The organism is Streptomyces marokkonensis (assembly GCF_039539045.1).
Taxonomy (GTDB): domain Bacteria; phylum Actinomycetota; class Actinomycetes; order Streptomycetales; family Streptomycetaceae; genus Streptomyces; species Streptomyces marokkonensis.
Genome location: NZ_BAABCQ010000036.1, coordinates 24,457 through 37,135 on the forward strand (window position 1 = coordinate 24,457; position 12,679 = coordinate 37,135).

Annotated in this window: 10 protein-coding genes; 5 read left to right on the forward strand and 5 right to left on the reverse strand. The window is 69.9% G+C overall.

The genetic code is table 11. The features are described 5' to 3' along the window. From ABEA26_RS11985 to ABEA26_RS12000, 4 genes are all read right to left on the reverse strand, one after another. Positions 1 to 2,154, reverse strand: a complete 2,154-nt coding sequence (locus ABEA26_RS11985; RefSeq protein WP_345591792.1) for a PhoH family protein — start codon at positions 2,152 to 2,154, stop codon at positions 1 to 3. Between the two features lie 157 nt (positions 2,155 to 2,311). Then, positions 2,312 to 3,673 carry a GH1 family beta-glucosidase gene (locus ABEA26_RS11990; RefSeq protein ID WP_345591793.1) on the reverse strand — a complete coding sequence of 454 codons (1,362 nt, stop codon included), beginning with the start codon at positions 3,671 to 3,673 and terminating at the stop codon, positions 2,312 to 2,314. A gap of 76 nt (positions 3,674 to 3,749) precedes the next feature. After that, complete coding sequence (locus ABEA26_RS11995) at positions 3,750 to 4,016, reverse strand: protealysin inhibitor emfourin (protein ID WP_345591794.1); 267 nt, start codon at positions 4,014 to 4,016, stop codon at positions 3,750 to 3,752. Positions 4,017 to 4,037: 21 nt separating this feature from the next. Further along, the gene (locus ABEA26_RS12000; protein WP_345591795.1) at positions 4,038 to 5,108 is read right to left on the reverse strand and encodes a M4 family metallopeptidase; all 1,071 of its coding nucleotides are present in this window, start codon (positions 5,106 to 5,108) and stop codon (positions 4,038 to 4,040) included. Positions 5,109 to 5,469: 361 nt separating this feature from the next. On the opposite strand from ABEA26_RS12000, the gene leuA reads away from it, so the two are divergent. Further along, entirely contained in the window at positions 5,470 to 7,191 is a 1,722-nt protein-coding gene (gene leuA, locus ABEA26_RS12005) for a 2-isopropylmalate synthase (RefSeq protein ID WP_345591796.1), read from the forward strand. Between the two features lie 184 nt (positions 7,192 to 7,375). Beyond that, the gene (locus tag ABEA26_RS12010; protein WP_345591797.1) at positions 7,376 to 8,071 is read left to right on the forward strand and encodes a TerB family tellurite resistance protein; all 696 of its coding nucleotides are present in this window, start codon (positions 7,376 to 7,378) and stop codon (positions 8,069 to 8,071) included. A gap of 116 nt (positions 8,072 to 8,187) precedes the next feature. On the opposite strand, the gene ABEA26_RS12015 is transcribed toward ABEA26_RS12010, so the two are convergent. Beyond that, complete coding sequence (locus ABEA26_RS12015) at positions 8,188 to 8,754, reverse strand: GNAT family N-acetyltransferase (RefSeq protein WP_345591798.1); 567 nt, start codon at positions 8,752 to 8,754, stop codon at positions 8,188 to 8,190. A 310-nt stretch (positions 8,755 to 9,064) separates the two neighbouring features. On the opposite strand from ABEA26_RS12015, the gene ABEA26_RS12020 reads away from it, so the two are divergent. The 3 genes from ABEA26_RS12020 to ABEA26_RS12030 are packed head-to-tail and all read left to right on the forward strand — an operon-like array spanning position 9,065 to position 12,657. Next, a complete protein-coding gene (locus ABEA26_RS12020; RefSeq protein WP_345591799.1) occupies positions 9,065 to 9,835 on the forward strand; it encodes an SCO2525 family SAM-dependent methyltransferase in 771 nt (256 codons plus the stop codon). Positions 9,836 to 9,889: 54 nt separating this feature from the next. Further along, positions 9,890 to 11,737, forward strand: a complete 1,848-nt coding sequence (locus tag ABEA26_RS12025) for an SCO2524 family protein (protein WP_345591800.1) — start codon at positions 9,890 to 9,892, stop codon at positions 11,735 to 11,737. Positions 11,738 to 11,739: 2 nt separating this feature from the next. Next, positions 11,740 to 12,657: an SCO2523 family variant P-loop protein gene (locus tag ABEA26_RS12030; protein WP_345591823.1), complete on the forward strand. Its 918-nt coding sequence runs from the start codon at positions 11,740 to 11,742 to the stop codon at positions 12,655 to 12,657. Positions 12,658 to 12,679 lie beyond the last annotated feature (22 nt).

A 12,679-nucleotide genomic window follows, 5' to 3' on the forward strand; every position in this document is an offset into this window, starting at 1 on the left:
CTACTTCCCCTTGGTTTTGGCACCGTCTCGCGGTGTACGGCCGCCGTTGTGGCCGCCGTTCTCGGTGCCGTTCCTGCTGTCGTACTGCTCGTACGCGTCGACGATACGGCCCACCAGCTTGTGCCGGACGACGTCCTGGGACGACAGCCGGGAGAAATGGACGTCGTCCAGGCCCTCCAGGATCTCCTGCACCTGCCGCAGACCGGACTTCGTCCCGCCGGGCAGGTCGACCTGCGTCACGTCACCCGTGATCACGATCTTCGACTCGAAGCCGAGGCGGGTGAGGAACATCTTCATCTGCTCGGGGCTGGTGTTCTGGGCCTCGTCCAGGATGATGAAGGCGTCATTGAGCGTGTTGTGCGTCAGCAGGTAGTCCTGGGTGACGTACAGCGAGTCCTCAGCCGCCACCTGGATGCAGACGGTCTCCTCCCGCCCCGCGGGTTCGATGCTGTCGATGAACCGCATCGGGCGTCCGCCGCCTCCGGCCGCGTGGTATGTGTCGCGCTTGCGGGCGAGGCGGAAGGGCTCGATGCCTTCCGGGAGCCGGATGTCGATGGTGTGGGCGTCATAGCGATGAGCGACCTCGCGGCCCTTCGCGAGGCCCGGCTTGCGGCCCTCGGCAGGGCGGCGACGCGTGTACGCCACTCCGCCCAGCGACCTGACCAGCGAGATCACGTCGTCACGCAGCAGGATCGAGGTCGTCGTGTACTGGATGCGGCATGTGCGGTCCGCCTGTGTGACCGGGCCGCCGTCGGAGTCGAGCAGGCCCTGCAGCACAGCCAGCCGGATCTCCGCCGAGTTGTTCAAGTAGTCGTCCGGGACGAACTTGGAATGTGTGCGCAGCAGATCCAGCTCACGCAGTATTCCCGTGACAGGGTTCTCCAGCGTGATGACGTCGCCCGGTGCCTTGATCCGGTTGAGCGCGTAGTCGAGGCCGCCGCGGTGCCGCGCCGTCACGCCGGGAAGCGATTCTTCCAGCGCCCGCACCAGTTCAGGATCCTCTGTCGCGAACGAGGGCGTTGTGGAGCCGGTCAGGCAACCGTCGCCGAGCAGCAAGCCGAGCGCGTACGGGGCCATGGGAACCTCGTGCTCGGGCAACTGCACGGGTGCTGTGAGCAGCGGCAATTCGTACCGGCGTGCGTGCGCCGCCCGCAGGTTGCCGATCATCTCCTGCGTCTCCAGGACCCGCCACGGCTTGTTCCGGCGCTTGTCCGAAGCCGTCCGGACCGTCCACAGGTGTTCGCCGCAGCACAGGGTCCAGGAGCCGTCCTGGGCAGTGACGCGGTAGATGTCCCGCTCGCCCTGCGGGTACACACCGAGTACTGGAGTCGGCTCGCCGTTCGAGCCGATGACGAGGTCACCTACCTCGAGGTCGCCGATGGGACGCCAGCCGTCCGGCGTCAGGACGTTCGTGAAAACCGGTTGGCTGCGGCCCCGCATGTAGGCCAGCGGCGCGACCTCGATCGTCCCCGCCGCCATCAGCCGCGGGATCGAGTCCGGGTCGAGCATGTCGTGCAGCGCGTCGTACAACGGGCGCAGGTACGGGTCGATCTTCTCGTAGAGCGTGCCCGGCAGGAAGCCGAGCCGCTCGCCCGCCTCGACCGCCGGGCGGGTCAGGATGATGCGGTTGACCTGCTTGGACTGCAGGGCCTGCACGGCCTTGGCCATCGCCAGGTAGGTCTTGCCGGTGCCCGCGGGGCCGATACCGAAGACGATGGTGTGCTTGTCGATCGCGTCGACGTACCGCTTCTGGTTCAGCGTCTTGGGGCGGATCGTGCGGCCGCGCGAGGACAGGATGTTCTGCGTGAGCACCTCGGCCGGGGTCTCCTGGCCGTCGCTCTCCCCGTTCTCGCTCGCCTTGAGCATGGCGATCGAGCGTTCCACTGCGTCCTCCGTCATCGGCTGCCCCGTGCGGAGCACCAGCATCATCTCGTCGAACACGCGCTGTATGAGGGCGACGTCATGGGTGTCGCCGACCGCGCTGATGTCGTTTCCCCGGACGTGGATGTCGGCCGCCGGGAAGGCCTTCTCGATCACGCGCAACAGGGAGTCGCCTGATCCCAGCACGGTCACCATGGGGTGCTGGGCGGGGACGGTGAACTGTGCTCTCGCCTGTCCCCGCGCGGGGGTCTGAGCTGAGGGTGTCTGAGTCATGGGCCGGCGCTCGAGGCCTGCACATCCTCCTCTGCGGCGTCCGCCGCGTGACGGGTGTGGTCTGCTCCCTCCAGCGTACGACTCCCCGCCGACAGCACCGAGACCTTTTATCCGACCGGTGCCCACCGCTTGTCCGGCCCGCGCGCTTGGGCGCTACTCACCGTTGTGCGCGGATCACATCCCGGAACCAGCCGTACGACGCCTTGGGCGTGCGCCGGTGCGTCTCGAAGTCGACGTGCACCAGCCCGAACCGGCGCGCGTATCCCTCGGCCCACTCGAAGTTGTCCAGCAGCGACCACACGAAGTAGCCGCGCACGTCCGCACCCGCCTCCACCGCCCGGTGCAGGGCGCGGACGTGCCCGTCGAGGTAGGCGATGCGGTCCCGGTCGTCGAGCCCCTCGTAGGAGCAGCCGTTCTCGGTGATGACGATCGGCGGGAGCCGGTCGCCGTAGCGGTCGCGCAAGCCCGTGAGCAGCTCCGTCAGCCCCTCGGGGACGACGGGCCAGCCGTAGTCGGTCAGCGGCCGTCCCTCGATCTCGCGCACGGAGAAGGGCAGTTCCGCCGGGAGCGTCAGGCCTCCGGACTCGGTCGTCGCGCCCCGAGGGGCGCCCACCCGCGTCGGCGCGTAGTAGTTCACCCCGTACCAGTCCAGTGGCTCGGCGACGACCTCCAGGTCGGCGTCGGTCCGCCTGGAGCCGCCCGGCATCAGCTCAGCGATGCCGTCCGGATACCGCCCGGTGAGCACGGGGTCGGAGAACAGCCGGTTCAGGAGGAGGTCGTAGAAGTCCGCCGCCTCCCGGTCGGCCGGGCCGTCGGAGGCCGGCCAGGTCGGCCCGTGCGAGTTGGAGATCCCGACGTCCGTGGCGCCGCACGCGCGCAGGGCCCGCACCGCCAGGCCGTGGGCGAGGAGCTGGTGGTGGGCCACCGGGAGGGCGTCGAACAGCAGCTTTCGGCCGGGGGCGTGCGCGCCGACGGCGTGGCCCAGCAGGGTGTGCTCGGCGGGCTCGTTGAGGGTGATCCACTTGCCGACGCGGTCGCCGAGCCGGTCCGCGACCACCGACACGTACTCGGCGAAGCGCGGCGCCGTGTCCCGGTCCAGCCAGTCCAGGTCCGCCGGCAGGTCCCAGTGGAAGAGCGTCGGCACCGGTCGGACGCCCGCCGCGCACAGCTCGTCGACCAGACGGTCGTAGAAGCCGAGGCCGCCGGGGGAGTCCACCCGCGGCCAGGAGACCGAGAAGCGGTACGCGTCCACGCCCAGGTCCGCGAGGAGTGCCACGTCCTCGCGGTAGCGGTGGAAGTGGTCGCAGGCCACCGCCGCCGTCGAGCCGTCCCTGATCCGTCCCGGCTCGGACGCGAAGACGTCCCAGACGGACGGCTTCCGCAGCTCGGCCGCGCCCTCGATCTGGTGCGCCGAGGTGGACACGCCCCACAGGAAGCCGTCCGGGAACCGGGGCACCGGGTGCGTCACCGTGCCCCGGTCGGCCCCGCTCGGGGCGCTCGCGCTCGGATCGGTCGCCATGCGCGGATCATCCGTACCGCCGGTCAGGAAAGTCAACGCCCTTGCGCGACAGTGCCGTTACGCGTCCGCAGCGCCGTTACGCACCCTCCTTCAGTACCCGCGAGATCAGCCGCCGCTGTTCGTCCGTCAGCCGGGGGTCGGCGGCGTACACCGTCCTGCCGTCCACGGTGATCTGGTAGCTGAACCCGTCCGGCACCCCGACGGGCCGCGTGGTCCGCCCGTCGGCGACCGCCCGCTCCGCCAGGGCGTGCCACTCGGCCGCGTCGGGGCGTCCCGCGGTGTCGACCTCCGCGTGGCGTTCGATGCCCGCGAAGCCTCCTGTGCGCCTCACCTGAATCCGCATGGGTCCGTGTCTAGTACGGAACTACGGTGTGCGCACCCCGACCTGCTCCCAGGCCTTGCCCACCGCCTCCAGTTCGTCGGCGTCGCCGTAGCGCGCCCGGGCGGCCTTCACGGTCAGTGTCGCGAAGTCCGCGAACGACGCGTCCTGCGCCACCTCGCCGCCGGTCAGCACGTCGTACCAGACCTGTCCGGCACGCTCCCAGGCGTTGCCGCCGAGCTCGGTGGCGAAGAGGTAGAAGGCGTGGTTGGGGATGCCGGAGTTGATGTGGACGCCGCCGTTGTCGCGGCCGGTGCGCACGTAGTCGTCCATCGTCGCGGGCTGCGGGTCCTTGCCGAGGACGTCGTCGTCGTACGCCGTGCCCGGCGCCTTCATGGAGCGCAGCGCCACACCCGTCACGCGCGGGGCGAGCAGCCCGGCGCCGATCAGCCAGTCGGCCTCGGTGGCACTCTGGCCGAGCGAGTACTGCTTGATGAGGGCGCCGAAGACGTCGGCCACCGACTCGTTGAGGGCGCCCGGCTGGCCGTAGTAGGTCAGGTTGGCGGTGTGCTGGATCACGCCGTGGGTCAGCTCGTGGCCGATCACGTCGAGGGGGATGGTGAAGTCGAGGAAGATCTCCCCGTCCCCGTCGCCGAAGACCATCTGCTCGCCGTTCCAGAAGGCGTTGTTGTACTCGCGGTCGTAGTGCACGGTGGCGTCCAGCGGCATCCCGGCGCCGTCGATGGAGTTGCGCCCGTAGACCTTGAGGAAGTGCTCGAAGGTGGCGCCGAGTGCCGCGTAGGCGCGGTTCACGGTGGCGTCCTTGCCGGGCTCCTCGCCCTCGCCGCGCACCTTCTTGCCCGGCAGGTCGGTGCCGTGCCGGGCGTCGTAGATCGTGCGCTGGGGCTTCTCGGGTTCGTCGCCGGCGCGCGGGGCGACGGCGGGGGCGCCGATGACCGTGGTCAGCGAGCGGTGGGTGCGCTCGAAGGCGTCGCGCTGGAGGGTCCGGCGGGCGGGCCCGGAGAGCACGGGGTCCGCCTGCTCGGCGAGCTTGTCGAGGACGTGGGGCGGCACGATGGTGCAGAAGACGGGCTCGAAGCCCCCGGGTGTCGTCATGCCCAAAACCATCGCACTCCGTGACGCGACTGTCACCATCTGCAACCATGATTGGTGAAATGCGGCGCCGAGGCGGCCCGTCGGCCGCTCGCAAGTGGTATACGGCACTCTTTATCCCGGTTCTCCCCGCGGTCCCGCATACTGATACGGACCCGCGTGACCCGCGTGACTCGGCTAGGGTGCTGGGCACCATGCGATTCGGGCTGCTTCTCCTTAGCTGCCGCGGCGAGGGCCTGTAGAAGGCCGACTCCCTCCCCGCGGAGCTTGGTGGTGCCGTCGGCCGTCCTTCCGGAACACGCGGACGTCGCGGACGTCGCGGACGTGCCGCACACCGCGGACATCACGAGGAGCCCACGCCATCATGGCCAACCGCCAGCAGCCCAGTTCCATGCCGACCGCCAAGTACCGCGGGTACGAGCAGGTGGACATCACCGACCGCACCTGGCCGAACCGGCGGATCACCACCGCCCCCCGCTGGCTCTCCACCGACCTGCGCGACGGCAACCAGGCGCTGATCGACCCCATGTCGCCCGCCCGTAAGCGTGCGATGTTCGACCTGCTGGTCAAGATGGGCTACAAGGAGATCGAGGTCGGCTTCCCGGCCTCCGGCCAGACCGACTTCGATTTCGTGCGCTCGATCATCGAGGACCCGGACGCCGTCCCGGACGACGTGACGATCTCCGTACTGACCCAGGCCCGCGAGGACCTGATCGAGCGCACGGTGGAGTCCCTGCAGGGCGCCCGGCGGGCCACCGTCCACCTGTACAACGCCACCGCGCCGGTCTTCCGCCGTGTCGTCTTCCGCGGTTCCAGGGACGACATCAAGCAGATCGCCGTCGACGGCACCCGGCTGGTCATGGAGTACGCCGAGAAACTGCTGGGCCCCGAGACGGAGTTCGGCTACCAGTACAGCCCCGAGATCTTCACCGACACCGAGCTGGACTTCGCCCTGGAGGTCTGCGAGGCGGTGATGGACACCTACCAGCCCGGCCCCGGTCGCGAGATCATCCTCAACCTGCCCGCCACCGTGGAGCGTTCCACCCCCGCCACGCACGCGGACCGCTTCGAGTGGATGCACCGCAACCTCTCCCGTCGCGAGCACGTGGTGCTGTCCGCCCACCCGCACAACGACCGCGGTACGGCGGTGGCGGCGGCCGAGCTGGCGGTCATGGCCGGCGCCGACCGCGTCGAGGGCTGCCTGTTCGGGCAGGGCGAGCGTACCGGCAACGTCGACCTGGTCACCCTGGGCATGAACCTGTTCTCCCAGGGCGTCGACCCGCAGATCGACTTCTCCGACATCGACGAGATCCGTCGCACGTGGGAGTACTGCAACCAGATGGAGGTCCACCCGCGCCACCCGTACGTGGGCGACCTGGTCTACACGTCCTTCTCCGGCTCCCACCAGGACGCCATCAAGAAGGGCTTCGACGCCATGGAGGCCGACGCGAAGGCCAGGGGCGTCACCGTCGACGACATCGAGTGGGCGGTCCCGTACCTGCCGATCGACCCCAAGGACGTCGGCCGCTCCTACGAGGCGGTCATCCGCGTCAACTCGCAGTCCGGCAAGGGCGGTATCGCCTACGTCCTGAAGAACGACCACAAGCTGGACCTGCCGCGCCGGATGCAGATCGAGTTCTCCAAACTGATCCAGGCCAAGACGGACGCCGAGGGCGGCGAGATCACCCCGACGGCGATTCGGGACGTCTTCCAGGACGAGTACCTGCCCAACCCGGACAACCCCTGGGGCCGCATCCAGGTCGCCAACGGCCAGACCACGACCGACCGCGACGGCATCGACACCCTCACCGTCGACGCCACGGTCGACGGGGTGGAGACCACTCTGGTCGGCACCGGCAACGGCCCGATCTCGGCGTTCTTCCACGCGCTGCAGGGCGTCGGCATCGACGTACGCCTGCTGGACTACCAGGAGCACACGATGAGCGAGGGCGCCTCGGCGCAGGCCGCGTCCTACATCGAGTGCGCCATCGGCGACAAGGTGCTGTGGGGGATCGGAATCGACGCGAACACCACGCGGGCCTCGCTGAAGGCGGTCGTCTCCGCCGTCAACCGAGCGGCTCGCTGACCAGCCGAATCAGCGGTTCGGGGCCCCCCTCGCCGGAAGACGGCGGGCGGGGCCCCGTCATATACCGGCCATATATCCGGGCAGGTCACGGAAAGGTCTCTTCCCGGGTACTGACTCCGCGTCGGTGATGTGGCTAACATCACGCAAGCGCGACGATGCTGTCGCGCCGTTACGGAGGTGCGACGTGCTGCCTGGACGGGGACGAAACGGCCGAGCTGCCCGGCTGCCGCGCATCCTGGGCACACGCACCGCGTGGACACCCGCCGGCGACGGCGAGTTCTTCTGCCCCGGCTGCGGAGGCGACCGCAACTACCAGCGGCTCACCGGCCGACGCCGCTTCACCCTGCTCGGCGTGCCCGTGCTGCCGCGCGGTGAGTCCGCGCCGACCGTCGAGTGCGCGGCCTGCCGCCGCCACTACGGCACCGACGTCCTCGACCACCCGACCACCACCCGCTTCTCCGCGATGCTCCGCGACGCCGTCCACACGGTCGCCCTCGCGGTCCTGGCCGCGGGCGGTACCTGCTCCCGTACGTCGCTGGAGACGGCGGCCGTCGCGGTGCGCGCGGCCGGTTACGAGGACTGCGACGAGGACCGGCTGAACGCGCTGGTCGAGGCCCTGGAGGCGGACACCGGCCGGGTCCACGGGGAGCCCTGTGTGCCCGGCCTGGTCATAGAACTGCACGAGGCGCTGGACCCGCTGGCCCCGCACCTCGCCGCAGTCGGCCGCGAGTCGATCCTCCTCCAGGGCGCCCGCATCGCCCTGGCCGACGGCCCCTACACCTCCGCCGAACGCGACGCCCTGGCGACGGTCGGCGCGGCCCTCACCCTCTGCTCCGCCGACGTGACCCGCCTCCTGCACTCGGCGGGCACGCCTTCCTAGCCTTCTGCTCTCCCGGCCCGGGAAGGCGCTCCCGGCCTTCGGCGCTGCTGGCCTTCGGCGCTCCCGGCCCCCGGCGCTCCTGCCCGTCAGCCCCCTGGCCCTCAGCCCCCTGGCCCTCAGCCCCCTGGCCCCCGGTCCGCCCGGCCCGGAAGGTCCAGGCGCATGATCTGGCGGTCCATCCCCGGGCCGAAGTAGTCCCGGCGCAGACCGGCGTCGGGGTCCTCGGGACGGAAGCCCAGGGAGCGGTAGAGCAGGATGGCGGCGACGTTGGCGGGCTCCACGGTGAGGCGGACCACTTCTATGCCGTCCCGGCGCAACCGGCTCAGGACCTCCGTCATCAGCTCCCGGCCCAGCCCGTGCCGACGGCGGTCCTGGGTGACGCACAGACCGAGTATCCAGCTGTCCTGGCCGAGCGCCCTGGTGGCGGCCAGGACGTAGCCGCGCAGCCGGCCCGCGCCGTCGTCGAGGACCAGGAAGTGTTCCTCGTACATGTCGAAGAGCTGGCGCAGGAGGAAGCCGGGATAGGAGACGTCCTGGAAGACCTCCTCGTCGAGCCGCCGCAGTTCGGACAGGTCGGAGTCGCGTGCCGTCCGCAGGACCGGTGGCAGGGTGTCCGGGTACGGGGCCGGCACCGTACGTTGCTCGTGGCGGTCCAAGGAGCGTTCCAGCGGTTCGGCGGTCATGCCACCCCCAACTCGGGACGTGCGGACGTCAACGCGGACAGCACTGCCGCCATACACACGATGGAATGACGCCACGTGTGGCGGGCAGTGACTCCCTCTCGCTACAGTGAGCGTCCAACTAACGTCGTGCAAGGGCGAGTTCGGGTGTGCCACGGTGCGCCCGACGTGCGCCCGGCGGTTGCGGACTGGCGGGTTCCCGGCTGTCTCGGAGTGCCCTGGTGGCCTACCGTGCGAGCAAAGAAGACGCTTCCCTCGTCGGACGGCGTCCACGGGCCCGCGCACACGGCACAGGGCCCGGTCGGGATTTCGAATGGAACGTGGCAGGGTGACTATGGATCGTAACGCCGACGCACCGTGGTCGAAGTTCGATCCAGAGGTGTACGTCGACAACAACTACCGGACGCCGCTCGAAGTCGATCTGCTGATCGTCCGGTTGATGCGCGACTACTTCAGCCGCTCTTTCGCCTCCGGCGTGCCGAACTCGGTGCGCGGTGTCGATGTCGGCGCGGGCGCGAACCTCTATCCCGCGCTGTCCATGCTGCCGTGGTGCGAGAAGGTGCTCCTGCTCGAGTACGCGCGTCCGAACGTCGCGTATCTGGAGAGGCAGGTCTCCTCCGGGAGTTACGACACGGCGTGGGACGCGTTCTGGGAGGAGCTCCGGGGCGCCCCCGCCTACGGCGCGATCGAGCCGAGGGCACGGTTCGGCGAGGTCGCCAGAGTGGAACGGGGCAACCTGTTCGACCTGGACGGACACCGTCGCTGGGACATCGGGACGATGTTCTTCGTCGCCGACTCGATGTCCGAGTGCCCCGAGGAGTTCCACCGGGGCGTGCGGTGCTTCATGAACGCGCTCAGTGAAGGGGCGCCGTTCGCCGCCGCGTTCATGAAGGAGTCGGTCGGCTATCGCGTCGGCGAACACGACTACCCGGCCTACCGGGTGAACGAGGACCGGGTCAGGGAGAGCCTGGAACCGTTCACGGGTGAGCTGGAGATCCACGATCTGCACCACATGGTGCGGCCGGGACACGAGGGAATCCTCCTCGCCCTGGGGCGGCGCAATTCGGAGATTGCCACCCCCTGAGAACGGGGACCATGCTGAACACAGGGCAACGAGATCTGTACGAGGGGTGCGGGAATGCAGATCAAGCCACGCCAGCATCTGCTGGACATCTGGCAGGCCATGGCCCGTCACGCGTTCGAGGACGGGAAACTCGTCCAGGGGGACGCCGACCGGCTGAGCAGCGTCGCGGACGCCGAACGCCTGCTCTGTCTGCTCTACCCGGCCACCGAGGTCCCCGCCTTCCGTCTCGACCAGCCGGACACCACCGAACGTGACGTCCTGCGCGCGCTCGACCGGGTCGGCAGCCGGCTGGAGATCCCGCCCAACCTGGTGACCGCGCTGACCCAGTTCATGCGTACCCACACCGGGACGGACGACAGCCCCACCTTCGCCGGCGGGCACTACTTCCGCCCCGGCACCCCCGAGGAGAAGGTGACGCACGAGCAGGGCCAGCTGGGCGTGGTCGACTCCTACTCCATGTCCGTCACGCTCTGCCTCGCCACCCTCGGTTTCCTCAAGGTCTACGAGGGCACCACGACCCGCCCGGAGATGCGCAAGGCGATCACCGAGCTGAGAGAAGCCACCAACGCCCGGCTGACCGCCGCGATGATCAGCCTGCTGCGCTCCTTCACCGTCAACGTCTTCGACGCCGAGTCGGAACAGGGCCACCGGCTGATCCAGGTCATCGGACAGAGCAGGCAGTCCGACCGGCTCGTCCTCCAGCAGTTCTCCCGCAGGTTACGTCCCCTGCGCGCCACCATCATCGAGAGCCTCAGCCGCGGCATCGAGGTCGACGAGGGCATCCGCGACGAGAGCCAGCTCTTCGAGTGCGGCTGGGCCTGGGGCGTCGTGCAGGACGCACCGAAGATCACCGACCTGAACGTGCAGGTCCCCGGCCAGCCCGACGGCCTCGCCGACCGGCTGCCCTACGTGTACTTCACCGTGGTCGCCCTGGACGGTATCCAGGACCTGTTCTCCGACCGCACCCTGACCCTCGGTCTGCTCGACGCCGACCAGCAGAAACTCGCCGAGGCACTGCGGCTGCGCTGGGAGCTGAGCCAGCAGTACTGGTCGGCCATCGCCCGCTTCGGCACCGAGCGCTGGCCCCTGGAGGACCTGCCCTGGCAGACCACCGGACTCCGGCTGGAGTCCGAGTACTTCTCCCTCACCGTCGCGGCCATCCTCGTCCACGACCTGGTCCGCCGGAAGGCCACCGACGACGACCTCACCCGCACCGTCGCCGTCATGGAGCGCCTCGCCGACCGCGGCCGTGTCACCAGCCGGATGACCAGGAACGACCCCGTCATCCGGCTCCACAACCCCGGCGTCACCATGCCCCTCGCCGGATCCGAGCGCTCCGGTGGACTCCTCCTGTGGCGGATGCCCGACTTCTCGGCGCAGCTCCTCAAGCGGACCATCCAGCTCGCCGAGCTCTCCCGGAACATCGGCGCACAGGACCGTCTGCTGCGCCTCGCCGAGCAGACCTTCGAGCACCTGTGGTCACGGCGGATCGCGGAGGACGACGACGGCGCCGGCCTCTGGGACAACGTCCGGGCCGTCTACCCCGAGGCGCACGACGTCGGGACACGCATGTCCTGGAGCATCACCGAGCGCGTCACCGAATGCCTCGTCGCCGCCCGTAACCTGTACGAGCAGCAGCCCATCCGCAGCCCCGAACTCGCAGACCTCGCCCGCGAACTGCTCAGCGAGGCCACTCACCTGTTCGGCAGGGAGCAGCTGGAGGCCGCCGCGGCCGCCGACGGCAGCAGAGCCCGGGCCATGCGGAGCGTCGAAAGCCGTCTCGACCACGCCCGCAGCCTGGTCGACGACCGGCCCGCCACCGCCTTCGCACTGGCCCTGCCCGTGCTCCAGGAACTCGACACCCTGGCCCAGGCCAGGGGCGCCGCCGCGCAGGAGGTGTGAGCGTGTTCGTCTTCGCCGCCTCCGACAAGGGAGGCACCGGACGCTCGGTGACCAGCGCCAACCTGGCCTACCAGCGCGCCCTCGCCGGCGACCACGTGGCGTACGTGGACTTCGACTTCGGCTCGCCCACGGCCGCCGCCGTCTTCGACGTCCCCGGCGCGATGCGCGGCACCGACCAGCGCGGCCTCCACTCCTACCTGGAGGGCGAGACGGCCGAACCGGCCAGGATCGACGTCTGGCGGCAGACCGAGCACCCCTTGCTGCGGGCCCGTCCGAACCAGTCCGGCCGCCTGGTGCTGTTCCCCGGCGACATCGGCGGCGGCGAGTTCGCCACCGGCGAGGAAGCCCTCGAGCGGTGCATCGACCTGCTGCTGCGGCTCAACGGCGAGTTCGACCTCACCGTCGTCGACCTCAGCGCCGGCCGCAGCTACGCCGTCGACATGGTCCTCGCGGCGACCGCCCACCCCCGGATGCGCAACGTCCCCTTCCGCTGGCTCGTCTTCCACCGCTGGACCCGGCAGCACGTGATCGCCGCCTCCGGACTGGTCCACAAGGACCACGGCATCATCGGCGGCGGAGTCGAACGCGGGCACGACGAGGAGGCCCTGCGCGCCGCCATCCGCTTCGTGCGGGCCGCCGTACCCGACCCCGAGTCGCCCCTGTGGTCCCAGGGCACACCAGCCCAGGCCGCCTGGATGCTGGCCTGCGACGAGGCGCTGCGCCGGCTCGCCGCCGAACAGGGCATCGGCGACAGCGTGGTCCTCGGCATCGTGCCGCTGGAGCCCATACTGCAGTGGCGTGAGCAGCTGATCACCGAAGAGGACGTGCTCTCCACTCAGATCGCCAACAAGGAAACCCTGGAGGCGCTGGAGGAGATCGCCAGGCGCCTGACGGACGACTCGCACTGGGGGCGGCCATGACGGACGACTCGCACCGGGGGCG

What these genes read in the sequence shown, in the direction of transcription:
- ABEA26_RS11985 (WP_345591792.1), bottom strand. Translation starts at nt 2,154, where the DNA reads ATGACTCAGACACCCTCAGCTCAGACCCCCGCGCGGGGACAGGCGAGA.
- ABEA26_RS11990 (WP_345591793.1), bottom strand. Translation starts at nt 3,673, where the DNA reads ATGGCGACCGATCCGAGCGCGAGCGCCCCGAGCGGGGCCGACCGGGGC.
- ABEA26_RS11995 (WP_345591794.1), bottom strand. Translation starts at nt 4,016, where the DNA reads ATGCGGATTCAGGTGAGGCGCACAGGAGGCTTCGCGGGCATCGAACGC.
- ABEA26_RS12000 (WP_345591795.1), bottom strand. Translation starts at nt 5,108, where the DNA reads ATGACGACACCCGGGGGCTTCGAGCCCGTCTTCTGCACCATCGTGCCG.
- leuA (WP_345591796.1), top strand. Translation starts at nt 5,470, where the DNA reads ATGGCCAACCGCCAGCAGCCCAGTTCCATGCCGACCGCCAAGTACCGC.
- ABEA26_RS12015 (WP_345591798.1), bottom strand. Translation starts at nt 8,754, where the DNA reads ATGACCGCCGAACCGCTGGAACGCTCCTTGGACCGCCACGAGCAACGT.
- ABEA26_RS12020 (WP_345591799.1), top strand. Translation starts at nt 9,065, where the DNA reads ATGGAACGTGGCAGGGTGACTATGGATCGTAACGCCGACGCACCGTGG.
- ABEA26_RS12025 (WP_345591800.1), top strand. Translation starts at nt 9,890, where the DNA reads ATGCAGATCAAGCCACGCCAGCATCTGCTGGACATCTGGCAGGCCATG.